The sequence below is a fragment of the Paenibacillus polymyxa genome, assembly GCF_018614975.1.
Taxonomy (GTDB): Bacteria; Bacillota; Bacilli; order Paenibacillales; family Paenibacillaceae; genus Paenibacillus; species Paenibacillus polymyxa_E.
This window is the reverse complement of sequence record NZ_JAGGNR010000038.1, coordinates 45,124-69,049: the sequence shown is the minus strand read 5'-3', so window position 1 is coordinate 69,049 and position 23,926 is coordinate 45,124. Positions and strand designations below refer to the sequence as shown.

Sequence of the window (23,926 nt, the reverse complement as noted above, 5' to 3'; positions counted from 1 at the left end):
AGATTTCTGCACCTTTGCCAACCTATATTCTGGAATGTTGTTGTAATTATGCCTGATCCCGAAATTCATTTGGTGTCATACCATAATGCTTTTTGAACATTTTGCTGAAATATTGTGGATTTTGATAGCCAAGCTCACTCGTAATCTCGTATATTTTTTTGTTGCTATTCTTAAGCAGATACAGAGCACGCTCCATGCGCATACGAATCATGTAATCCCCAAGACCTTCCCCTGTCTCTGCTTTGTAAATTTTCGATAGATATACAGGATGCAGATATACCTTGTCCGCAATCATCTTCACCGACAGATCCTGTCCTGTATCTCTTGTCACCAGCTCCTGAACCTGCTTGATCACATGTCTGCGGCTCTGCACACCTTCCTGATCGGACAACTCTTCCTGAAGCTTCGCCAGCATCTCGGTGGCCCAGCGCCGCAACTTCTCGGGGGATTGAATCAACTGATGAGCAAGGAGCAGATCGAATCCCGCATGATCAATCTCATGCACCAGATGCCCCTGTTTATGGGCGATATACATAAATGCATTGGTTACCGACAGATACATCTCATACACATGTTCTCTGGACAATCGTACCTGTTCTGCCGCGTCAAAGACCGTGTTCAGCTTACGCGCTGCCGCTTCCCATTGCTTGGTCTCAAGCAATTGCGGAAGTACAGGCGGTTTGTACAGCTCTTCGAGCGCCTGCGTCGCATCATTCTCTGGTCTTTTGCTGAGTGCATGATCCATGTCCATATATATAATCTTGTGTTCTTCCGGTCCTGAAAGGACAAGCGAACCCAGACTTTTTCGATAGGCTGCTGTCAACTCATTAAAGGGAAATGACGGTGTAACTACCATGGACAGATCTCCCTGTAAATATCGAATGACATGCTCACGGAAAGTTTCAGCTGAGATTCTCAACGTCTCCAAGTTCATCTGCGGAGCTTCGATCTGATCTTGATTCTGCAAGAACATCACCAGACACTCATGGGGTCCGCGACCAAACCACACGTTAAATTGCTCTCCGAGTACTTCCTCTGCAATATTACCTACCGCAAAATCCATCAGATCCAAAGACTGCTGGTCCATTGATGAGAAACGTCCTGTAAGGCGAATCAGCATCATCACAGCCGATTGTTCCGGGTCAATATGAATCTCATATTGTTGCAGTTGTTCCCGAAGTGCCCGCGCCGTGATCTCACGTCCCAGCAGCAGATCATGCATGAGATTTTCCCGTAAAATTTTATAGTCAGACTTCCGACTGTATAAAAGCCGGTGATATTTATCAAATTCATCCCACTCATCGCGAAGAGACGTGATGGCTGCCGACACCGATCCCATAAACTCATCATCGTTTACGGGTTTGAGGATATAATCCGCTGCCTGCAATTGAATGGCTTTTTTAGCATAATCAAAATCGCTGTGACCCGTTAGTAAAATACAGCGAATATGAGACCAGCGCTTGCTTACCTCTGCAATAAGATCCAGTCCTGACATGCCAGGCATTCGAATATCGGTAACTACGATGTCTACTGCATTTTCCTCCATAATCTCCAACGCTTCCTTACCGGATGCGGCACGCAGCACGGTCGTTACTCCAAGCTCTCCCCAAGGGATCGTAAGTTCCAGACTTTCTGTTACGTATGTCTCATCATCTACCAGTAATATATCAATCAAGTGATTCACTCCCTATTTGTTCATTCTGCAAATGGATTCCATCGTTCATCATTCGCTACACATTCCAAGTGCTTATCCTTCATTCTCCAGAAAAAACTCCTGCTCGGCAGGCCATGACAGCGTAACGCGTAATCCACCAAGTTCCGATTCCGTTATATCAAGCCCTGCCTGCTCCCCATATCGAAGCTGGAGTCTCTGATTCACATTCCACAATCCACAGCCCATCTCCTGATCCATCGTTCCCCTGAGCTTATTCAGAAGCGCCTCACGTGCCTCCTGTGTCATGCCTTGCCCATCATCTTCAACCACAAGAACCATGACACCGCCCTGCTTTTCCCCGGATACTCTTATCTCTCCGGCTTCCGCGTCCGCTTCGATACCGTGAATCACCGCATTCTCCACTAGTGGTTGCACGATGAGTGGCGGTACCTCCTGTCTTAACATCTCATCGGACAGATCAATCTTGTATTGTATCCGGTCCATACGCATTCGTTGGATCTCCAGATAACAACTGACAAATTCAATCTCTTCTGTCAACGGTACTACGTCCCGCTCCTGTCTTGTCGTATACCGATAATATCGCGATAGATTATGCGACATCGCTACAACAGCGTCCATACGCTTCAGCTTCGCCATACTCGTAATGAAGGAGAAACAATTATAGAAAAAGTGCGGGTTAATCTGGGATTGCAGCTGCTTCAACCGGGCTTCACGCACATGAATCTGTTCCAGATAAACGTGTTCAAATAGCTGCTGGATCTGCTCCACCATCAAATTGAACCGTTCGGACAGAAAACTGAATTCATTGCGGCCCTTTGGCTTAATCCTCACTGAATAATCTTCCTGCTTCAACCGCTGGAACCCGCGAATGAGCTGTTTCACTGGTACCTGCACTTGAACATAGAACAAATACGCCACACCAAAACTCATTAACAACAGACAAATCATGGAAGAATAGAACAGCATATTTGATTGATGAATGGGCTTCAGAATATCTGACAGGGGCATGTAGTCCACCAAATACCAGCCTGTTGTACTGGATTTCACGGTATTGACCATGTAGGGCTCATTCCCGATCACTACTGTACGATTATCAACGTCCTGAAGTTTATGGGCGGACAGTTCTTCCATCAACTGATTCGTTAATGAACGATCTGAAGTCCGATTATAGATGACCCCCGACTCTTCTCGGAAATAGAAGGGATCATGCCTGCCATCGTCTTTGAATTTGTCGAGCATATCCCGAATGTTGTCACTATCAAACTCCAGTTTAATAATCGTTTCCGCATTATTAACCGGGTCTTTAATGCCGTACGGAGATACCGTAATCCAGCTAAACATGAACCGATCATCTTCCCCATCCTGAATTTTGCGTACATCCCAACCGGAACTGATATTCTCCCTTAGCGCTTGTTTATCGTAAGAACGTGCGTCCCTTTCGGAAACGACCCTGCCCAGCGAAGGAGAGTACAGATATAATTTTGTGGCCCAATTGGATGAGCTTTCCTGAATACTCAGCTTATTCTGAATACGTTTGACCAGGTTGATCGCATCCAGATCAAAGTAGTTACTGTCCGCATAGATTCGCCGGAAGCTGGCAATATCAGGATCATGTATGAGCAGATTCGGCCATGAGGATAACAGTTCGATGTGTGTATTCACTTGATTTTGGAAAAATTCAAGTTGGTTACTATTCGATCGATTCAACTCATCTCTGAGAACAGCTGTTGTTTTGTGATTGGAGTACCAGTACAGAAGCACTACAGGAATCAGCATAATCAGAATAAGAATAACCATTTTGGAAAACAGATTTGTCCGATATGACATCTTTTCATCTCACCTTGTCTTCATTTGTCGTGACATTAATTGTAATGATGTAAGCGCTAAAGACAAACTATTTTTTTGAGACAAACCGATTCATTATCTAGCGTAAGCGTTACCAATTCAAGGGGGAAGGAGATAAAACCAATATTTCTGCACTAATTACAACTTTCACGCACAAAAAGAGCCAGCGATTAGCCAGCTCTCTATCTAATTTCATTATATGTCTTTAATCTTTCAATTCAATTCAAACCTTACTCCACTTTTGTTTATGTAATCATTCTTTTTTTCTATAAGAATATCAACTATGGAATATCATAATCAAACACCGTATTCGCTCCCTCCACGCCTACATCCAGCACAATATCCATAAGTTTCCCATTGACGAACAGAGGGGATTCCGCTTTCCCGTAAAACTCCAACTTGCCTGTGAACGTTCCATGGCGTTTAATCTCAACATGTACTGGCCTTAATTGGACAGACTGCAAGGCTTCCAATAGTGGATCGTCCTTAAACTTATAACTGCGTGCGAGATCAGGCAATAACACGGCGGATACGGAATCTCTGCCGTAATTTTTGAGTGTCAGGTCACAAGTTGCTCGGGTCTCACCCGTTTTCAGCACGTTAAAGGTACAAGAGCTTGCATTCTGAACATAGGATACCGCATCAATGCCTGTAGCTCCCCACTTGGCTATATACATGAATTTATCCGTCATGTACGAATAACTGAGAACGATAGCGATAACTACGATCCATAGCCCTTTTGCAAGACCGGGGAATGATTTCCCGATTTCTTTGCGTGTAAGATAGAAGCCACAGGCGAAGATCCCCAATCCGAGGAAAAGTGTGATATGTACACCACTTAAATAAGACGTAGTATATGGTGATATTCCTATTGCTGACAGCATGGTATCCCCAACAGAAAAACCAAGGTGATGGTTAAATGTAAAGATGATAGCAAATAGCAATAAAGCTCCAGAGAACACAAGTCTGGTTCTCGACACACGAACACCCCCTAATCAACCACCTTATTATATCATATTTTTCCTATTTATGATTAACAATCCAAATCAAAAACGACAATAAAAAGAACGCCTTCGGTTGTTCACCGAAAACGTCCTCCATATTCGCCAGCGACAAGAGCTTGTAGTAATACAAATCTCTCAATCATAGCTGATGATCATTTATTTCTGGGAAAGGAATGCATCGAGTTGTTCCTGTTTGGCTGCAATAATTTGATCAATTCCCGCTGCTTTCAATTTCTCCAGATATTTCGGAATCATCTCATTTGGATCAACGGCGCCCGATGTCATACCCGGTTTGAACTGTTTGTTCACGTTGTTGACCGCCGCAATTTCATTTTTGACAGATTGACTGTTGAATGTAAAGCCCAGTGCTGGAGACTTCACACCTTTGGCGTTAAATTCTTTGAACTTTTCCCATTTCTGTGGATCTTCATTATCCCATAGGAAGTTCAGGAACTGGTTACCAAGCTGCCATTGGGCACCTGGGTTATAGGTCCGACTGTTGGCATCAACGCCTTCAGGGAGAGTAATGATATTATCCTGTCCGTCTTTTTTCACATAATGAGTACCTTCAATTCCGAAGTTCAGCAAGTTGTTAATTTCCTTGTCGGAATGCAGCAGGTTAATGACCTGCATCGCTTTCTCCGGTTGCTCGGAGGAACGGGAGATTGCAAGCATCGCTCCAGATGCATCACCCGTCGTAATTGTCGGCTGTGTCATCTCAATCTGAGTCAGTGGGAAACCCACATACCCTTCTTCTTCTTTATCCTTGCCTGGCTTCATACCATCTGTCCAGAGAAATGCTTTTCCAGCTTTCGCCTGATCTTTCGGGAACACATTGGATGTAGCGGCATCACTGTTGATATATCCTGCTTGATACCACTTGCGAGCGAGTTCAGCCGCTTCTTTGAATTCAGGGGTCTCCACTTCATTCAGCACCGTTGTTCCGCCTGCTGTTTTGGAGATCACTCCAGGTACGGAAGCATCACCGAGATAATCCCAATCCAGATTCTCCAACAGCCCGTTACCATTGGTGTTGGACATATAGAACGGTGTAATGGCTGGCTCGTTTTCCTTGATTGTTTTGAGAAGTGGCTCCAGATCAGCCCATGTCTTTACAGCTGTCAGGTCCAGCTTATACTTGTCAGCCAGATCTTTACGTACCAACACACCACGTGTGGCAGCAAGTTCCTTATTCGTAGGAACGCCGTAATTCACGCCGTCCACCTGGGAACCTTCCAGAAAGGCAGGGTCCAGGTTTTTCTTGATATCCTGACCATGTGCATCAAGCAGATCATTCAATGGCAAGAATGCGCCTTTAGCTACATTCACCGTGTAGTTCTGCCAAGCCGCTGTGAAGATAATGTCTGATTTTTCACCTGAAGAAATCATGAGATTCAGCTTGTTATCCCACTGTCCCCAGTCAATTGCATTGATCTTAAGCGTGGCCCCGATCTTTGGTTCCATCTTTTTGTTAATCTCGGCTTCCACCAGAGCGACATCCTTCTGTGGTGTCCCTGGGTAGAACAGTGTCACTTCATAGGGTTTGCCCCCACCTTCACTCGCTCCTCCGCCTTCTGCGCCAGGTGTTGTTGTTCCACCCTTGTCTGATGAGCAAGCTGCCAGCACCAGGCTCAGCGCCATAACCGTTGCCATCATGCGTGACCATACCTTTAATGATCTAACCAATTGAACCCCTCCTGTCATGTGTTGAACCATTTAACCGAATTCCCCAATTCACAAATAAACCGATAACTACTTCTGTATATGCCCTTTCAGTCCATCTTCATTTACCTTGCCCACTCCGCTAACCGGTTCAGAGTTATCCCTTCACAGCGCCAACCGTAAGACCTTTGATGAAATAACGCTGGAAGAACGGATATGCCAGTACAATTGGACCAATACCGACCACAGCCATCGCCATTTGCAGCGTTTTGTTAGGCAGATTCAGCAATCCACCCTGCGACGAAATCTGTGAAGAGACGTTGGAGTTGGTTGTTAAATATTGAATATCGAGCAGCGTCCGGTACATAAGGTACTGAAGGCTGATCGTCCGGTTATCTGATATAAAAATCATGCTAAGGTACCAGTCATTCCAGTAATTCAATGTACTGAACAACGCGACGGTTGCCATTACGGGAAGAGAGAGCGGAAGCACGATGCGTGCAAACGTTCTCAATTCTCCCGCACCATCAATCCGAGCCGATTCCAGAATAGACACCGGAATGGAGTTCGCGAAGAATGTACGCATGACCAGTACAAAGAATGGGGATAGCAGTAGCGGCATAATAAGTGCCAGTAGGGAGTTTTTCAGATCCAATACGTTGACATAGACCAGGTACCAAGGTACCAGACCCCCATTGAACAACATCGTGAAGAAGATGAAAAAGGCGAACCAGCCCCGGTAGGGCAGATCTCTCCGTGAGAGCGGATACGCGTACAGTGCAGTCAATGCTACACTTGTAATGGTACCTACAACGGTAACGATAAAGGATATCCCGTATGAATGAAGGATCTGGTCCATATCCCTGAACAGGAACTCATAGGCCGTTAGGCTGAACTTCTCCGGAATAAGCTTATATCCATTGGCAATAACTGTTGTCTCGTCCGAGAATGAGATGGCGAAGACAAGCAGGATCGGCACGATACAGGCAATGGCATAGAATAGAAACATCGCATGAATAACGGATGCGGAACGCTTCGATACGGCTAGTGGATCACGTGATTTCACAGCTGACTTGCCTCCTCTCAAAATAATGCATTATCTTTATCTATTCGCCTTACGATGGTATTGGATACAAGAACCAGCACAAATCCAACGATTGCTTGGTATAGACCGGCTGCGGATGACATCCCGATATCTCCACCGATAAGAAACGTACGATATACGTAGGTATCCAGTACATTCGTTACAGGGAACAGCGCTCCCGATTCCAATGGAACCTGGTAGAACAGACTGAAGTCTGCATAGAATATACGACCAATTTGCAATAACGTCATAATGACGATTAATGGGACGAGAAACGGAATGGTAATGAAGCGTATCTGATGCCATTTGGTTGCGCCATCAAGCACAGCTGCTTCATAATATTCTTCATCGATACCCACGACAGCTGCCAGATAAATGACGGCATAATATCCAATATTCTTCCACGTGTTCACCAGTGGCAAAATATACGGCCAATACTTTGGCTCTGAATACCAATCGATCGGCTGACCACCGAACATCTGCAGAATCGTTGAGTTCATGAAACCTGAATCCTTGCCCAGGAAAGCCAGTACCAGATAACTGACCACAATCATGGACAGGAAATACGGTAATAGCATAAGTGATTGATATAACTTGGACATTGCCTTGTTCTTCACTTCATTGAGCAGAATAGCAAGCCCGACACCTACCAAGAGATTGAGTGCAATGAACACCGTGTTGTACGCGAGTGTATTTCGAGTAATTTCCCATGCATCACTGGTGGAGAACAAATATTTAAAATTGTCCCATCCACTCCATGGGCTACCCCATATACCATCAGCATAGTTTACATTTTTGAATGCGATCAGAACGCCGAACATCGGCATATAGTTGTTCACCAGCAGAAACAGAACGCCTGGCAAGAACATGAGATACAGCACCTTGAATTTGCCAAGATTGTGCCACACCGACTTGCGCTTTCGGACTGTTTCTCCCGGTATTTCCGATATCCGTACTCCCTTACCCGCCTGGGGTTGTGTCTTCATAACTTGTTCTCCCTCACTCCTCTTGAATTCTTCCTCAGGATGAAGCTCCGTTGCGGCTCCTGTGGTTCAAGTATACGGCGGGGCGAGTGAGACCTCTATCTGCTGTGGTGACCTGTTGACTTATCAAATTATGACTTTAGGACGTGTCTGAAAACTCGGAAGGAAGCAGATTTTTCCGAGTTTTCGTTCCAAGCAAGGAAGTTTTCCGCAGGCGTGCCGGGGCACGTCAAGGGAAAGTGACGCAGGAGGGGGCGAAAAGACGGTAAAAGATGCACTTCAGCGAGTTTTAAGACACGTCCTAGTACCAAAAAAAACAAAAGACGCAGCATGCTGCGCCCTGAACTATACGGTACGTGACTGTTTACGAAACTCCTGTGGTGTGATCCCCGTACACTTTTTGAACATTTTGGTGAAATGCGAGTAATTATAATACCCCACCTTGCCAGCGATATCCGTTACTTTGACGGTGGACTGGGACAACAATGTCTTCGCTTTGGCTACTCTGCCCTGCAGGATAAACTCAGATAGGGACATCCCCTTCTCTTTCCGAAACAGACGGGATAGATAAGCGGGATTAAATCCGGCAAAAGCTGCAAGTTCCTCTCGCATAAGTTCTTCACCAATATGAGTTTCAATATAAACGCACAACTGATCCACAATGGTCATGGGGCTATGATCGTCCGGGTACAACACCGGGATAACACGATCAATCAGATCCGATGTCCACTGCTTCAACTGTGGCAACGATCTTGTCACCACACTCTCTTCCGGCTCCCGTTCACCCGGATAAAGACTGCGTATGGACACGTTTTTCTGATGAAGGAGCGGATACACCACATGCAGCATGGCATGATAGTAGAGATGCAGCATTTCAGGAGACAAACCCTCCTGTGCAGCAAGCAACTCAAAAATCTCATCCACACGTTCTCGCAAATCCCCTACTTTACCCGTCTCAAAAAGAATGGATAATTCCGAAAACCATGGAATAGGCAAAAAGCGATCCTCCTGATCTCTTCCCCGCTCATCATAGACAAAAACTTCTTCAAGCTCCTTAATATTGCGCCGTTCCATATCCATCAGTTCATTTAACATGCCTTGCAGCTCAGTTACAGCAACCGGGGCACCAACATAACAGGACAACCGACAGTAGAAATACGTACCACATTCCTGAATATACCCCTGACAACGTTGTGCCACTTCGCTCGCACTCGGAATGATGCCATCTTGCTCATAAGCAAGCACAATATTTAATCCACTTTGATCCTGAAACACCTCACCAGGTTTGTCGCCAAGCAGCATCTCTTTGGCTGCATTACGAAGGGCATATTCCAATACCTCTTCGTCACGCAAATCAAAATCACGCACCCATTCCTCTACCGAGATCACAATGGGTAACACACGAGCCTGCGGATCAATCTCGGCACCATACAATTCTGCGAGCTCTTGCAACCGTTGCTCAGTTAACGTGATACGTTGAGAGATGGCATCTTTCCAGAAGCGTTCAGTCAGTAGCGGTTTATGGGTTTTCCAGCGTTTGTATACGGTCTCATAAACTTCGTTGGTACGGGTACGCTGCTCTCCATCCTTGATCTTCTCTACCGCCTGGGTTACTACCTTAACCAATTGATCCGCTGGAGCCGGCTTCAACACATAATCAAAGCTGTTTAGCTTAATGGCTGTCTGAGCATAATCGAATAATGCATGCCCTGTCAGGAAAATGGTCAGTATGCCTGGATCATGTTTCAACACCCAGCTTTGCAGGTCAAGCCCTGTTTCACCAGGCATCTCGATATCACAGATCATGATATCGATAGCATTTGCCCTTAAAATCTTTCTTGCCTCTTCGGCATCACAAGCACTGTATACCTGGTCAATGCCTGCTGCTTGCCAATCGACTCCTTCCACCATTGCTTGTAATGCATACATTTCATCATCCACGATCAACAGGTTCCGCATAGGCTCCCCCTTCTTCCTCTTCGGTCTGAGCGGGTAAATCAATGATGACTTTGGCGCCATGATCCACCTCATTGCCAAACTGCAAATTGGCTTGATCACCATACTTCACTAAAAGCCGATGAGCCACGTTCCATATACCGATATGCTGTCCACTCGGGTCTTCAGCGTATTGTCCATGTTGCAGACGCTCCAACAATTCCTCATCAAATCCGACACCATTGTCCACAATCCTCAGTTGAAGCACCGTCCCATCGACCTGACCGGATGACTTCTCACCGAGGCGCGCGACGATCCGAATGACAAAGGCTTGCGTCCGGCGCTGAAATCCATGAATAATGGCATTTTCCACAAAGGGCTGAATGGTTAATGGAGGAATCACATAATGTCCCAGATTCGGTTCAACATCCAGCTCAAAATCAAATCTGCTTGGAAACCTCAGCTTTTGAATTTCTAAGTAATGGCGAATGTGCTCCAGCTCTTCATCCAGACGAATAACACGTTTGCCTGCACGCAGACTGAATCGAAAATAATCGGCCAGATGACCAGCCATCTGCTGCACCAACTCATGCTTTTGCAAGGAAGCCAGACTATGAATAATATTGAGTGAATTCAGGTAAAAGTGAGGATTGATCTGCATCTGCAGTTGCTTGAACTCTGCCTCCCGCGTCCGCAGCTGTTCTTCATACACATCAATCTTCAGATGCCTGATCTCACTGGTCATTTGATTGAAACTTCGTGTCATAAATTCAAGCTCCGAAGAAGATGGCGGTTCCAGCTTCACATCGAGATCACCACGGCTCACCCTTCTCATGCCTCGGATCAACGCATTCATCGGGCGGAATAACAGATGCCGCAAAAAGATCAGTGCAGTAACCAGAATGACTGCCGCACCAATGGGAAGCAGACGAATGATCTGCTGGAAAAACGGGAGGTTACGCATCATGTCTTCCTCAGGTAGCAGCACGATATAATTCATCTCGGACATGGCCGAGGCGATACCTAGCATCAAATATTGACGAGCTTCTCCCTTGTTCACAACTTCAGAGATAACCTGATACGGATTCTTCAGGCCGGGAAGATGCGCTGCAGCCAGCTTAATCTGTGCAGTATTCAATGTGGAATCCGATAGTGCCCCACCGTCGGTTCCAACAATGACTGCGCCTCCCCGATCTCCGGATTCAGTGAATTGTTGTGTATGATTCAGTGCATTCATATCGACAAGTGCACCTGCATAGAACTGCTGGTTGATTCGCACCGTTTTCACCAGCGCATTCCACGTCCCGCCACGCACAATGCTCCATTCCGGCTTCTGGATATCCCCTTCCAATTGTTGCATTTGGACTGGCATACTCTCCTGCACAACCGACTTTTTGACATCATAATTGCCTGAAGTGGCGAGCAGCAGATCATCATTCACGGCATCATATAGAAAAAAAGAATCGATTAGATTATAAAAACCGATATCTGTCATGAATTTGTTCATAATTCGTTGCTTGGCAATAATATAATCCCCGCTGCCGTATTTCAGAAAAAACAGAGAGATAATATCGGGGTCCCTCTCGCCCAGACTATATAAATACCGATTCGTTTCCTGTAGTACACGTTCATTCTGCTCCACACTCTTGGCGAGATGATTCATATTGGTGAGAGATACTTTGTCACGTACAACTTTCATGGCGTAGACGTTGTTATAATAGAGCAGCATGAATAATGGCAGCATGATCAATGTAAGACCCACTATAAATTTAAAACGAAGTGAACGGATCAAGCTCATGGATTCCCGCCCTTTTAGAGGTAGTTCAAAAAGTCCGCTTTTGATTACGAATTATGCCTAGCGGCATCATCAGCTTCGAATATGAAATTCAGCCGAAATGTCCGTTTCTCACGTAGTTTCCCTACGCTCCGCTACTCCATTTCTAACTTCATTCCATCTTCTCGGTACTGAAAACCAGACTTTTTGAACACACACTTTATTTCAACATAGTTTTTTTCTATTTTCTTCCTTATGATGGCATGTTTATTGTAATCACCCCTGCTTGCCATTGTCTATGGGGTCCCGTGACCTTCACATATCAATTCTGGTGACTTTCATCCGCTCCAATTTCAAGAGTAACACGCTTCATGTTGTAATAAATTCTCCAGTTGTAAAAAAAATCCTTCATTTATAGCTCAGATATAGCTCAGAAGCTTCTCCCTAAAAATAAATGCTGCGGCAAGCCCCGTACTCCACGAACGCCCGATCTTGACATGCATACGATATATCACTCCTCGGGTTAGTCACCAGGATGCAGGGAGGCCTGTTCAATGAATGTTCAACTCACTGCCTTACACTATGTCTATCTGGCATTTATCGTCTTAATCATCGCCGTAATGATCCGGCGCAGGGACACCACCATCATCTGCGTCGCGGGTATTATGACCATTGGACTTCTGGCAACCGAAACCTTAAGCGGGTCAGTTTCTGGGATCTTCAGCAGTTTTATCTATGCAACAAAAGAATTGCTGAGTACGATCTTCATCATCTCGATTATTGTGGCGATGAGCCGTGTTCTAATCAGAACCGGCATTAATGAGGTCATGGTAACACCCGTCACCCGGTTTATCCGTTCTCCTCAGGTCGCGTATTGGGGTATCGGATTGATCATGATGGTAGTATCGCTATTTTTCTGGCCATCCCCGGCCGTAGCACTCGTCGGTGCTGTACTGCTTCCTGTAGCCGTACGCGTAGGCCTTCCTCCGATTGGAGCTGCCATTGCCATGAACCTGTTCGGACATGGAATTGCACTGTCGGGAGATTACATTATTCAGGGGGCTCCCAAACTTACGGCCGATGCAGCCGGTCTACCTGTTACTTCCGTCATGACAGCCAGTATACCTCTGGTCATTGTCATGGGAATGGTATCTACGCTTACAGCCTTCTGGATGCTGCGCAAAGAGATGAAATCAGGCTCACCTGCTCATTCCCTAAAGGTTATATCAGGTACCGTGAGCACGGAACCTTCTTCCTCATCAGAGGCTGTGCCCACCACCCTACCCGCTGATCAGCCTGTTGAACGTCAAGCCATGTCACCCCGTTTGCAAAAAGTATTCGCTTTGCTTATCCCTCTGTTATTCGCAGTTGATGTGATTCTGATGTTTGTATTGAAATTGCAAGGCGGCGACGCAACAGCTCTGATTGGCGGAACTGCTGTGGTCATACTGATCGCTGTCACCCTTGCTGCACATCGACATGCCGGACCAGAGGAAACGACCAATTATTTAATAGAAGGGTTTCAGTTCGGTTTCAAGGTGTTTGGACCGGTTATTCCCATAGCCGCATTTTTTTATCTGGGAGATGCTGCAATTACGGAGTTGTTCATCAACCCTCTTCCTGAAGGTTCACACGGGATCGTGAATGATCTTGGGGTCGCGCTTGCTGGACTGGTGCCATTAAATGATACGGTGGGTGCGGTTACAATGACGGTGACCGGAGCGGTCACAGGAATGGATGGTTCGGGGTTTTCGGGGATATCCCTGGTTGGCTCGATTGCGTCCATGTTTGCAGGATCGGCAGATTCCGCACCTGTACTGACAGCACTCGGTCAGGTTGCAGCCATATGGGTAGGTGGTGGAACCTTGATTCCATGGGCGTTAATTCCTGCTGCATCAATCTGCGGAGTCAATCCCTTTGAACTTGCAAGACGCAACCTGAAGCCTGTATTGCTGGGACTCACGGTAACGACAATTGTAGCCATCTTTCTGATCTGACCAAAGGTTATTTACACTGACACTACGATGACAGAAGCACCTTCTAATCGCTGTTATTCCCAGATTTTTTGATCCCCTTTCTCAAGGGGAAATCCGGTAATAAAGGCGAACGCTTCGCTTTTTCAGGTTTTTTCTGTCCTCTCCGTTATCGTGTAAATGATTAGTTCATCTCAAATAGACATTTTAAAAAGACGTGCGTGAACGTGCCCAGTTCCAGAGATCTTCACGTTTCATCTCTGCCAGATGCAGCATGTCCACATAGGGATCTCCCTGTAATCCAAGTACAGAAGCAAAAGCAGGCTCCGTCTTCCACCCTGCCTGTTTCAGTCTACGGATCTCACGGTGTCCTGCGTCTCCCCACAGTTGCAACAATCTCCACTCTACGATCATATGTAGGTATGCATTCTGCCTGTAAACTGGCACGGATTGGGCAAAAATCTCCACAGGCCAATGTCCCACTTGCAAATTACAAGTCACATAAGGACGTTGGTCCGGAAGATCCCCACCACGTGCACATTGAAACTCAGCAACGGCTCCGATTCGATTGTATATCTCGGCTTCAAACACATCCAGATCCTCCGCATAACACAGCAGATCCAGATCACTGCCCGGAATATCAATATCAATCGGTACCGTTCCTGCTGGATATGGGTGATAGTCAGCTAATATATCAAGTAATCCACTGCTCTGTAACACATGATATGCGTCCTGCTGACGTGCATTACCCGAAGCCAGGTGTGCCATTACTTCTGCGGTAGTACTCATCTCCCCGCCTTGGGCCACAGTTAGTTCGAGCCTCCTGTAATGACCTGTTTCACACGTCCCACTTGACCGCTCGTCAGACGTACTTTGATTCCGTGTGGATGTGTCGGTGACTTGGTTAACAGATCCTTCACAATGCCACGTGTCAGCTTACCTGTAGCTTGATCCTGCTTCAGCACAATGTCCACTTCCAGACCTGGCTTAATATTTACACGTTGTTGTCCATTCATTATGTTCGCTCTCCTCTATGTCGTAATTCATACCATGTATACTATATAACCCTTACATACAAAGCTCCATCTATTGTAGACGTTTTGGTTTCAAAACAAAAGGCACACGGCAATAACCTCCTAAGGCTGGTTCCACGGTTGATATGAAGACCAAGATAAAGAAACCGCAGTTCTCGTTATATCGAGCCCTGCGGTTTCTTCATTATATTGCAATATTCAGGGCTCCACGTGCTTCAACGAAGAAGAAGGTGACGTCCCGTCTTTCGCTGCTTCGCGTGCCTTCACAGCAAGCAGCTCAGACACCGTTACGAATCGATATCCCTGCTGCTGTAACTTGGGCAGGATTGTTTTGAGTGCAGCTACCGTATGGGACTTGCCTTCCACCTTATCGTGGAAAAGTACAATATCCCCATTACGTGCGTTCTTCAACACTTTGTTAACGATAGCCGATACACCTGGAGAAGCCCAGTCCCGTGTATCCTGATGCCAAGACCAGAGTACAACGGTATACCCTTTTTGTTTGGCAGCCTGAATGACCATGTCATTATAATAGCCGCCCGGTGGCCTGAACAACAGTGGACGCTCCGCACCTGCTTCAATGATGGAACTTTCCGCTTCGTTCATATCCTTCATATACTTGTTCGCACTAGTTGATCGAACTGCATACGTATGCGCATACGTATGATTGGCGATTTCATGCCCTTCGAGCTGTTCCTGCTTAATCATTTCAGGAAATTTATCTGCCCATTTACCAAGTACAAAAAAAGTTCCTTTAGCATGATACTGCTGTAACAAAGCCAGGATCTGCGGAGTCTGAATCGGATCTGGTCCATCATCAAAGGTAAGGGCGATGAGTTTATCCTGTGTGGGAACTTCCCACACAATCTCTCCTCGTTCCTCATAATACTGACGGTTCTTCTGTATAGGCTTCGCATAGGCAGAACTGCTACCTAGCAAAATAATTAGCGTGAACATTCCGATGACTCGGGCTGCCTTCAGGTTCATGTGGTGTCCTCACTTTGTCTTCATACGTAAACTCCCTGTTAGCATTTCCCGATTCACCAGAACTCATTAACGAAAGCTCTGATCCACGACTGCAATTTCTTCAGCAGTTAATTCCACATTTAATGTATGCAGATTGTTAATGACCTGCTCTGGTCGCTTGGCACCCGGAATCAATAAGTACAATTTAGTTGGACGTCTTTCTTTATCCATATCTGTTTAGCATATTTAAAATATCGGATTTATCGGATTAAGTGTTTTTCAGCGCAGTTGCTTCCACGTCGTTAATAAACCGTCGCAGTTTGGCAGCCACATCACGGGTTATTTCGCCGTTTTCATACAGTTGCTGAACCGTATTGCGCTGTTCCTGAATCGCCACCATCTGTAACTCCAATTTCTCCTGATTAAACGGATCTTCCGTTTTACCCTGGTTCCATGTGCGCAATTTGGCAATTACACGCTCATACTTGGCAATGACCGACAGTGCGACGACTCGATTCCCATCATTCATATGAGCACGAATGGCCTTAATTGCTGCTTCAGAGGTGCGCAGCTTCACCTGACGGAACAGTTCTGCATTTTCAAGCATGAATGGTTGATTCGGCTTCTGGGACCGGTTGGTGAACAGATGTCCTAACACACGCCCGATCTCGCTGATCGAGGTCATGAACTGAGTGTTTGCGCGATTCGCCAGCATCATTTCCTTTCGATCCAGCCAGCTGTCACATTTGAAGGCCGCATCAGAAGCAATTGCATTTTCGTCCAGCATTACTTCGACCTCTTTACGCTCCGCGCGGGTGGCAATCAGGTTAATAGCCGTTTCTTGTTTCTGAATATCTTTGCGTTTACCGGCGGTGAGCTGACCTGCAGCCTGCCTGATATATTTGGACAGGTCTGAGACGACCGCAAGTGCCGCAGCTTTATTCTCATCATTCATTTCGGATTTGACAGCTCGGATTGCCGCATTCAGCATAATGTCATGTGCTTTTCGTTCTGACTTCTGAGGTGTTTCTTCTGTTGATTTACCGTCATCCTTGGCCAGAACTGGAAGAAAGACGCTCGCAGCAATCAGGGAGAAGAGGATAACTCCTGCCGCGAGGAAAATAATCAGATCCCGTTCAGGGAAAGGTGATCCATCCTGAAGCACATAAGGAATGGAGAACGCACCCGCCAATGTTACAGCCCCCCGCACCCCAGAGAGGGAAATGATCGTAATATCCTTGAATCTGGGCCGGCCAATAGAGGATTTGGTACGCAGCAATTCATTCCCTTGCCAGAACAGATAGATCCAGAGAAAGCGCAGAACTAGCAATAACACTGAGATTAGGCCCACATAGCCCAACACCTGCAGATTATTAAACGAAACATTTTCAAAAATGGTACTCAACACATCCGGGACCTGTACACCCAGAATAACAAACACCAGACCATTTAGTATAAATAAAATGACTGACCATGTGCTCGCAGATACCACCTGCATTTTCAACTGAACCGATTCAGCGCGGTCACGCTCAATGGCGTGGATAATCCCGCCTGCCACTACCGCAAGAATGCCTGACACCCCCATTTCTTCACTCACCAGATAGATGATAAATGGCGTCAGGATTTGCAGCAGCATGTGAATTGTCACATCTTCCATGCCCAGTCTACGGATCCATACCCCTAGCCTGATTAATAGAAAAGATAACAATGCCCCGACGAGAAGTCCGCCAATTGCAATCAGAATAAAACTGAAGGTTGCCTGTGCCAGGGAAAATACACCTGTAACTGTGGCTGCAATCGCGAATTTGAAGGCGACCAAGCCGGATGCATCATTCATTAATGCTTCACCTTCAAGAAGCCTATGTATGCCTTTGGGCAAACGTACTCGCCCTGCCATGGCACCAACGGCAACGGCATCTGTCGGGGACAGTATGGCTGCAAGAGCAAAAGCAGCAGGTAACGGAATCGTAGGAATCAGCCAATGAATGGCATATCCCGCCACGACTACTGTCACGAATACAAGCCCTAGTGCAAGCAGAAGTATCGGTGCACGCAGATTCCATAATTCGTTTCTCGGCGTTCGCTTACCATCGTTGTATAACAAAGGTGCGATGAACAGTACAAAGAACAATTCCGGATTCAACGGCAGGTGAACACCTGCGGGAAGTAAAGCTATAGCTACACCAAGCACAATTTGAATGAGCGGAATGGGAATAAAAGGTACAAACCGGTTCAGGATGTTTGATAAACCGATCAGGACCAGTAACACAAGTACGGCAATAAATATTTCCATGATGACAATCCCTTTCCGCTAATAGAAGTAGTGAAACCTTTGTTGTATAGGTTTATTTTAACATAACCCAGACTTTATTATAAAAATATTGTCATATTCATATACCCATTCAACTGGCTTCAGACTAGTCTGAATGAAAGAATTCTGATGGATTCTGTATATAAGATGTTACAATATGCTCAGGACAATACCCGTTTGGAAAGGAACTTGCATCTATGGCATTTGGAATTAAACGACAGGAGCTTGCTGCGTGGAAGGAACAAGTGTCTCGTGGTGAGATTGCCTACCTCACTCATTTCTGGATTGACAACCGATTCCCTGGCATCACCAGTGTCACTAAAGTTGGCTGTGCAGATCTGGAACGTCTTGAGCGTTGGTGTAACGATCATGAGCTAGACCCGCGATACATTCATCGGCGGCAGCCATTTCCCCACTTTGACCTGATGGGCAGCAAACAAAAAGAAGTTTTGATCCAGGAAGGCTTAACGGATCATGTGGTTCGCTTTCATTTGTAAACCAACTCAAAAACGCCAGTCCTCAAGGTTCATCCCTCCGCAACTAGGGACGAACTCATGAGGACTGACGTCTTCAAGGAATCAAGTCATATATGGACTACCGGTGGATCTGCTCAAACGACTTCATGTTCTCCAGCAGTTTCAGTTCAATTTTCTTCAGCATGCCAAACATCTGCTGTTGCTCCTCTTCGGAAAGTGCTTGCAACAATTCCCACGTCATTCGGCCGCGATTCGCATTAAGTGTCTTGGCAAGCTGCGCACCTTCATCCGTTAAGGACAGCCAAACAATTCTCCGATCTTCTTCACTGCGCACCCGCTGGATCAACCCTTCTGTCTCCAGTTGATTCAGTACAATAGTGGTTGCGCCGGAAGACAAACTGAGTTGTCTGGCCACATCAACCGCCATGCAGCGTTTTTCACGTAAAATCATGCCCAATATATGACTTTTTGTCGGATTCAGTTTACAGTTGGTTTCGGTCTTCTGCTGCTGATCCAATACTTTGTTTTTATATCTGAAGAAGGCCTCCAACAATTGATCTACATTTGCCAATTGAGAGTTTCGCTCCGTATCCGGGCTCATAAACGTTCCTCCTGCCTTTCATCATAACCTACCTTATATTGTAACATATTTACACTATGATGTTTGTGAAAAATGCGCTTGTATCCGACACTCTATAGTTGACTGCAACACTCTTGTTTTATTTCGGGTTTCACCTATTGCATTATGGCAACGGGTTTGTTTATAATAACCTATATCTTAAAAGTTACTTTTAGTTACTTAATGATTTTAATAAATCTGTTGTTATAAAGTAAATAAATCGTCACCATTATAATGCAAGGGACTTATGCACATGAAACAGAATATACAATCTCAACATAAAACAGATGTTTGCATCGTCGGCGCAGGTCCTGGCGGTGCTTTGCTTTCTTATTTACTGAATCAAAAAGGGATCTCCACGATGCTCATTGAGCGGCAGCCCCACCTGCACAAGTCGTTTCGCGGGGAGTTGCTCAATGTGGATGGCGAAGCCATTTTGAATAAACACGGCCTCTATTCACTCATCCAGGAACGCGGAGCGCTGCTCTTGGAACAGATTCAGTATTGGGAAAATGGGCAGATTATTCATACGGTATCACCGGGCAATGGAGAATCTCATGTTGGTATTCATGTACCCCAAGATCATCTCCTGGAAGCGATCGTGTCGCATGCTCAGCAGCATAGTTCATATGAACAAGTACACTTCAATACGATTATGACCGGTTTGTTACGAGACAAGAACGGCCAGGTCGTGGGTATTAACATTCGGAAGAACGGCGTTCCTGCCTCCATTGAAGCATCTGTTATTGTGGGTGCTGATGGCAGATACTCAGCTGTACGCAAACATTCCGGTATGACCCCGGAGATTCGAAAGCACGGGTATGACCTGCTCTGGGCGCGCATTCCGGCACCCGTAGGTTGGGAACCCGCTGTTCGGATGGCCAGCATGGATGGTCAACAGCTCGCACTGTTCTCACAGTTCGGCGGTTATGTTCAGATTGGATGGAACATTCCCGAGGGAGGATACTCCAAGCTGCGAGAGCAGCCGATTGCTCCTTTTGTAGATAAACTTGTATCTGCTTTTCCTTGCCTGTCTGATTCTGTAGCTACCAACATTCAGAGCTGGAGTGATTTTGTTCTGTTATCTGTCGAAAGCAGCTATTGCCAGTCGTGGGCACAGGACAATGTTGTACTCATCGGTGATGCCGCTCATACCATGACCCCAACCGGTGCGTTTGGACTTAATGCTGCGCTCGAAGATGCGGATGTGCTCTCGGAGCTACTCATTCGGATGGCCTCAGAACAATTCCGTTCCACTACACATCTTCAGGAACTTCAGACGATTCGCGGTGCAAAGGTACAGCAGCAACTTGCACGACAATTGGAGATGGAGTCCTCTTTCCAACAGCGTTATGAATCCTTTCTCTAAACCCAGTTAATACGGATAAAATGCCTGTATGCCCAAACAGCCGATCACTTCCTCATGGAGAAGAATCGGCTGTTTGGCTTGTTGGTTTATCTTTTTTATGTAATTCCGTACCCTTGTTCATTTTCGTTTGCGTGGAGCAAACGTGTCTTCTCTGGGTGCCCCTTCTTGTACAGTATCAACATCCTTCGGATAAGATGAAATGTTATCTTTTTCATATACTGCTTTCTCCAGATTGCTTAAGCGGCGCAAAACTTGTTTGCTTTTACGAACGATATATACAATACCAATAATCAGCAGGATCAACATTAGAATGAATATAACCATCTCCGGATAAAAGACAAATGACATGAATCCACCTCCTTTTGAGAACGATTTTTCTATATCATTCTAACCTTAATGATCCAAGATGTGAACCCGATTGGATATTTCGCTTGTGGACTAAGGACAAAACCACCTGACACAAAGACAAGATCTCACCTGCTGCAAAAGCAAAAAAAGGTGGCATCCCTGATCAGGATGACCACCTTGAACCTCGAATAAGATTCGAAGTCTATTATTATTATTTTATCCTTCTCTGCCGTTCATCGCACTAACTCGAAGCTCCGTCAGTGGCAGAGACGTTTGCTCTGGATGACGAAGTCTTACCGTCCGACTCTCACCAGGGAGCAGATCGAAATAATTGTCACTGAATCGGACACGCCCAAGAGGGAGCTCCAGCTTCACCAATCGTGCAATCGCTCCACTGGCCGTAACCGTTACAGACTGCTCCTCTTCGTTCACATGTACGCTCAATTGAGACTTCGGCAATGCCATATCCTTAGGATCACGCAAGAAGTATCGATTGTTCGGTGCCGCAAATCCTTCAGATACCAGCTCAACCATTACTTCCTCCGCACGTCTGCCCTGTAACACCTCTGCTTCAGTTAATTCAGCAATACACAGTGAGGTTTGAGATGTTACTTCAACAGCATGTGAGCTGGAGTAGATCTTCTCTCCATTCAATGCATAGACATTGAGCCGCATCTGGCCTTTCAAGACGTCCCGTGTATCATTCACAACCCACAACGCAAGCGGCTCGCCCGGTTCATGCTCCAGTGACAACAGGACAGGATGAAAGAATATTTTCCCGTAATAAAAAGATGCCTTCGGCAGCAGTTCATAATCAATCATGGACCAGCTTGTTCCCGGCCAACTATCGTTCAATTGCCACACAAGCGCTCCGCTGTTACGGTGATTGATGAGCCGGAAATGTTCAATTCCATATCGCAGCCCTTCTGCTTGAGTAAGCATGGAGTAGTTCATATACTCTTCTATATCTTGCGGAATCCCCGTGTAACCCTCCATCAGCAGAATGCCTTTTTGATGATTGGTATCCTTGTTACGATAGGCCATGTCCGGACTGCCCCAGTAAAACTGCCCTGCGGGCATATTTTTCTCCAGCGTGTAACGATTGGCCGAGGCGTGCATACCGAATTCACTGCTGAACAACGCATGATCCTTTTTATAATTTTTGAACGTTACACCTTCAATGCTGTAGTCCAGCAGCGGTGGCTCTCCATGCTTCCTTGGATAGACCGAACCATGCCATACCTGCCAGTTGTGGCGATCCCCCACATCCGGGTCATTTGCATCCTGACCATTGCTGTCCCCGAACGGGGAAGAAGGCCAGTACGGACGAGACAGATCCAATCGCTCCAGCACCTCAGGGATCAACTCATGATAGATAAGTTCGCCGTAGAACGGGCTGGTAATATCTCCACTTGCCGACTTCATATCATAGAGCCAATCTATCTCATTATTCCCACACCAGAGGGCAAGCGAGGCACGGTTGCGCAGGCGCAGCACATTGTTTTCTACCTCTTGCCGTACATTATCCATGAAATCACGATTGAAATCCGGGAACAATGCGTTCGCGAATGCAAAATCCTGCCACACCAACACCCCTTGCCGATCACACTCATCGTAAAAGATATCCTTCTCATATATACCACCGGCCCAGACACGCAGCATGTTCATATGACCTTCCACCGACAGCTCCACAAGCTCACGATACCGGGAGTTCGGGATGGCACCAATCAGATGATCAGCCGGAATCCAGTTGGCACCCTTGGCGTATACTTTGACTCCGTTCAGAATAAAATTAAATGCATCTTCACCCCGTTCATTGTGAAGAGCCAGCTCAATCGTTCGTAACCCATAAGGCTCGCTATAACGATCCACCTCAACGCCATCTGCGTATAATGTAACCTCCAGCGTATACAGATACGGCTCACCTAGATCATGAGTCCACCATAACTGAGGTGATGTAACGTTTAATGTGGTATCCGCTTTGCCACCCTCTACGGGTAGTTCAGTGACACCTGCCACCTCGTGTCCGCTGCGATCTAACAGACGAATATTACAGGTCGCAACCACAGCCTGTTCACGTTTCTGTCTGCTACGGAAAGACAAGACGGATTTCACATCCGCCGTGACGCGTAAGACAGCCAGCTCTGTACTGACTGATTCCGTGCGAGCATACACATTTTCCAGCTTGGCTATTGTTCGTTTTTCCAGCCGTACAGCACCCCAGATCCCCACCGTAACCATACGTGGCCCCCAGTCCCAGCCAAAGTTCATCGCTGCTTTGCGCAACCATGGCCGTTCCTTCGTATACGAGGACCAGTCAAAGGTTTCTTTATCCCGGTGATGTAAGTGAAGCGGGTCAAACTTGACAGCAATCGCATTCCAGCCGCTGCGTACCAAAGATGTTACATTAAACGTATGTGACATGAGCATATTGGCCGTTTTCCCGACTTCATGGCCATTGATATATACCGTTGCAAACGTATCCAATCCTTCGAACACCAACTCAAAGTGCTCCTCGGCCTCTGCCTCTCTGACCAGATTGAAGGTTGTGCGGTACCACCATTCCTTTTGTTCAATCCAGCGACTTTTGGCATCATTATGTCCGTAATAGGGTGGATCAATGATACTGCGCTCAACCAGTGCAGCGTGTACATCGCCAGGCACTTCAGCCCCAATCCAGAAACGGTCATCCAGAGCAGCTGCTGCCACATCCATTGCCCGCTTCTCTCCAACTTCAAAATGCTGTATCTTCCATTGTCCCGATAAATCCTGACTTGAACTATGGGTCTTCATCAGTATGCCCTCACTCTCCAATAACCCTGAGTTTCACCATATCGAAAACGTTTGCAAAAAAGAAAGACATGCTTC

The 23,926-nt window shown here is 46.3% G+C and carries 18 protein-coding genes; 3 read left to right on the top strand and 15 right to left on the bottom strand.

The window, feature by feature from the left end; genetic code table 11:
- Window positions 1–46 precede the first annotated feature (46 nt).
- The 8 genes from J7E78_RS24055 to J7E78_RS24020 form a co-directional block, all read right to left on the bottom strand.
- Window positions 47–1,675 (bottom strand): response regulator, encoded by a 1,629-nt coding sequence (locus tag J7E78_RS24055; RefSeq protein WP_215078677.1) that lies wholly within the window; start codon window positions 1,673–1,675, stop codon window positions 47–49.
- A 72-nt stretch (window positions 1,676–1,747) separates the two neighbouring features.
- Window positions 1,748–3,502, bottom strand: a complete 1,755-nt coding sequence (locus J7E78_RS24050) for a sensor histidine kinase (protein WP_215078675.1) — start codon at window positions 3,500–3,502, stop codon at window positions 1,748–1,750.
- A 299-nt stretch (window positions 3,503–3,801) separates the two neighbouring features.
- Window positions 3,802–4,500: a hypothetical protein gene (locus tag J7E78_RS24045; protein ID WP_215078673.1), complete on the bottom strand. Its 699-nt coding sequence runs from the start codon at window positions 4,498–4,500 to the stop codon at window positions 3,802–3,804.
- Between the two features lie 180 nt (window positions 4,501–4,680).
- Window positions 4,681–6,210 carry an ABC transporter substrate-binding protein gene (locus J7E78_RS24040; protein ID WP_215078671.1) on the bottom strand — a complete coding sequence of 510 codons (1,530 nt, stop codon included), beginning with the start codon at window positions 6,208–6,210 and terminating at the stop codon, window positions 4,681–4,683.
- A gap of 133 nt (window positions 6,211–6,343) precedes the next feature.
- A complete protein-coding gene (locus J7E78_RS24035; protein ID WP_215078669.1) occupies window positions 6,344–7,252 on the bottom strand; it encodes a carbohydrate ABC transporter permease in 909 nt (302 codons plus the stop codon).
- 17 nt (window positions 7,253–7,269) lie between these two features.
- Entirely contained in the window at window positions 7,270–8,256 is a 987-nt protein-coding gene (locus J7E78_RS24030) for an ABC transporter permease (RefSeq protein WP_179198557.1), read from the bottom strand.
- A gap of 342 nt (window positions 8,257–8,598) precedes the next feature.
- Window positions 8,599–10,212 (bottom strand): response regulator transcription factor, encoded by a 1,614-nt coding sequence (locus J7E78_RS24025; RefSeq protein ID WP_215078667.1) that lies wholly within the window; start codon window positions 10,210–10,212, stop codon window positions 8,599–8,601.
- Window positions 10,187–11,986 (bottom strand): sensor histidine kinase, encoded by a 1,800-nt coding sequence (locus J7E78_RS24020; protein WP_215078665.1) that lies wholly within the window; start codon window positions 11,984–11,986, stop codon window positions 10,187–10,189. The genes J7E78_RS24025 and J7E78_RS24020 overlap by 26 nt, the downstream gene beginning before the upstream one ends.
- Before the next feature lie 530 nt (window positions 11,987–12,516).
- Here J7E78_RS24020 and J7E78_RS24015 point away from each other — a divergent pair.
- Window positions 12,517–13,959 (top strand): hypothetical protein, encoded by a 1,443-nt coding sequence (locus J7E78_RS24015; protein ID WP_215078663.1) that lies wholly within the window; start codon window positions 12,517–12,519, stop codon window positions 13,957–13,959.
- A gap of 183 nt (window positions 13,960–14,142) precedes the next feature.
- Here the strand turns inward: J7E78_RS24015 and J7E78_RS24010 are convergent, their stop codons facing one another.
- From J7E78_RS24010 to J7E78_RS23990, 4 genes are all read right to left on the bottom strand, one after another.
- Window positions 14,143–14,724 (bottom strand): DUF4269 domain-containing protein, encoded by a 582-nt coding sequence (locus J7E78_RS24010; protein ID WP_215078661.1) that lies wholly within the window; start codon window positions 14,722–14,724, stop codon window positions 14,143–14,145.
- Between the two features lie 20 nt (window positions 14,725–14,744).
- The gene (locus J7E78_RS24005; RefSeq protein ID WP_026081155.1) at window positions 14,745–14,951 is read right to left on the bottom strand and encodes a YwbE family protein; all 207 of its coding nucleotides are present in this window, start codon (window positions 14,949–14,951) and stop codon (window positions 14,745–14,747) included.
- Window positions 14,952–15,167: 216 nt separating this feature from the next.
- Window positions 15,168–15,956, bottom strand: a complete 789-nt coding sequence (locus J7E78_RS24000) for a polysaccharide deacetylase family protein (RefSeq protein ID WP_215078659.1) — start codon at window positions 15,954–15,956, stop codon at window positions 15,168–15,170.
- A 247-nt stretch (window positions 15,957–16,203) separates the two neighbouring features.
- Window positions 16,204–18,228, bottom strand: coding sequence for a Na+/H+ antiporter (locus J7E78_RS23990; protein WP_215078657.1), 2,025 nt, complete (start codon window positions 18,226–18,228; stop codon window positions 16,204–16,206).
- Window positions 18,229–18,443: 215 nt separating this feature from the next.
- On the opposite strand from J7E78_RS23990, the gene J7E78_RS23985 reads away from it, so the two are divergent.
- Window positions 18,444–18,743, top strand: coding sequence for a hypothetical protein (locus J7E78_RS23985; protein ID WP_215078655.1), 300 nt, complete (start codon window positions 18,444–18,446; stop codon window positions 18,741–18,743).
- A 97-nt stretch (window positions 18,744–18,840) separates the two neighbouring features.
- Here the strand turns inward: J7E78_RS23985 and J7E78_RS23980 are convergent, their stop codons facing one another.
- Window positions 18,841–19,323 carry a MarR family winged helix-turn-helix transcriptional regulator gene (locus J7E78_RS23980; protein WP_036609579.1) on the bottom strand — a complete coding sequence of 161 codons (483 nt, stop codon included), beginning with the start codon at window positions 19,321–19,323 and terminating at the stop codon, window positions 18,841–18,843.
- Between the two features lie 271 nt (window positions 19,324–19,594).
- Here J7E78_RS23980 and J7E78_RS23975 point away from each other — a divergent pair, with 271 nt between their 5' ends.
- Window positions 19,595–20,710: an FAD-dependent monooxygenase gene (locus J7E78_RS23975; RefSeq protein ID WP_215078653.1), complete on the top strand. Its 1,116-nt coding sequence runs from the start codon at window positions 19,595–19,597 to the stop codon at window positions 20,708–20,710.
- A 117-nt stretch (window positions 20,711–20,827) separates the two neighbouring features.
- Here the strand turns inward: J7E78_RS23975 and J7E78_RS23970 are convergent, their stop codons facing one another.
- Both J7E78_RS23970 and J7E78_RS23965 read right to left on the bottom strand, forming a co-directional pair.
- Entirely contained in the window at window positions 20,828–21,058 is a 231-nt protein-coding gene (locus tag J7E78_RS23970) for a hypothetical protein (RefSeq protein ID WP_076208990.1), read from the bottom strand.
- Window positions 21,059–21,274: 216 nt separating this feature from the next.
- Window positions 21,275–23,851 (bottom strand): beta-mannosidase, encoded by a 2,577-nt coding sequence (locus J7E78_RS23965; protein ID WP_215078651.1) that lies wholly within the window; start codon window positions 23,849–23,851, stop codon window positions 21,275–21,277.
- Window positions 23,852–23,926: the final 75 nt, after the last annotated feature.

Excerpts from the sequence above, each read along its gene's own strand:
- J7E78_RS24050 (WP_215078675.1), bottom strand. The coding sequence starts at position 3,502 with ATGTCATATCGGACAAATCTGTTTTCCAAAATGGTTATTCTTATTCTG.
- J7E78_RS24030 (WP_179198557.1), bottom strand. The coding sequence starts at position 8,256 with ATGAAGACACAACCCCAGGCGGGTAAGGGAGTACGGATATCGGAAATA.
- J7E78_RS24025 (WP_215078667.1), bottom strand. The coding sequence starts at position 10,212 with ATGCGGAACCTGTTGATCGTGGATGATGAAATGTATGCATTACAAGCA.
- J7E78_RS24020 (WP_215078665.1), bottom strand. The coding sequence starts at position 11,986 with ATGAGCTTGATCCGTTCACTTCGTTTTAAATTTATAGTGGGTCTTACA.
- J7E78_RS24015 (WP_215078663.1), top strand. The coding sequence starts at position 12,517 with ATGAATGTTCAACTCACTGCCTTACACTATGTCTATCTGGCATTTATC.
- J7E78_RS24010 (WP_215078661.1), bottom strand. The coding sequence starts at position 14,724 with ATGAGTACTACCGCAGAAGTAATGGCACACCTGGCTTCGGGTAATGCA.
- J7E78_RS24005 (WP_026081155.1), bottom strand. The coding sequence starts at position 14,951 with ATGAATGGACAACAACGTGTAAATATTAAGCCAGGTCTGGAAGTGGAC.
- J7E78_RS24000 (WP_215078659.1), bottom strand. The coding sequence starts at position 15,956 with ATGAACCTGAAGGCAGCCCGAGTCATCGGAATGTTCACGCTAATTATT.
- J7E78_RS23990 (WP_215078657.1), bottom strand. The coding sequence starts at position 18,228 with ATGGAAATATTTATTGCCGTACTTGTGTTACTGGTCCTGATCGGTTTA.
- J7E78_RS23985 (WP_215078655.1), top strand. The coding sequence starts at position 18,444 with ATGGCATTTGGAATTAAACGACAGGAGCTTGCTGCGTGGAAGGAACAA.
- J7E78_RS23980 (WP_036609579.1), bottom strand. The coding sequence starts at position 19,323 with ATGAGCCCGGATACGGAGCGAAACTCTCAATTGGCAAATGTAGATCAA.
- J7E78_RS23975 (WP_215078653.1), top strand. The coding sequence starts at position 19,595 with ATGAAACAGAATATACAATCTCAACATAAAACAGATGTTTGCATCGTC.
- J7E78_RS23970 (WP_076208990.1), bottom strand. The coding sequence starts at position 21,058 with ATGTCATTTGTCTTTTATCCGGAGATGGTTATATTCATTCTAATGTTG.
- J7E78_RS23965 (WP_215078651.1), bottom strand. The coding sequence starts at position 23,851 with ATGAAGACCCATAGTTCAAGTCAGGATTTATCGGGACAATGGAAGATA.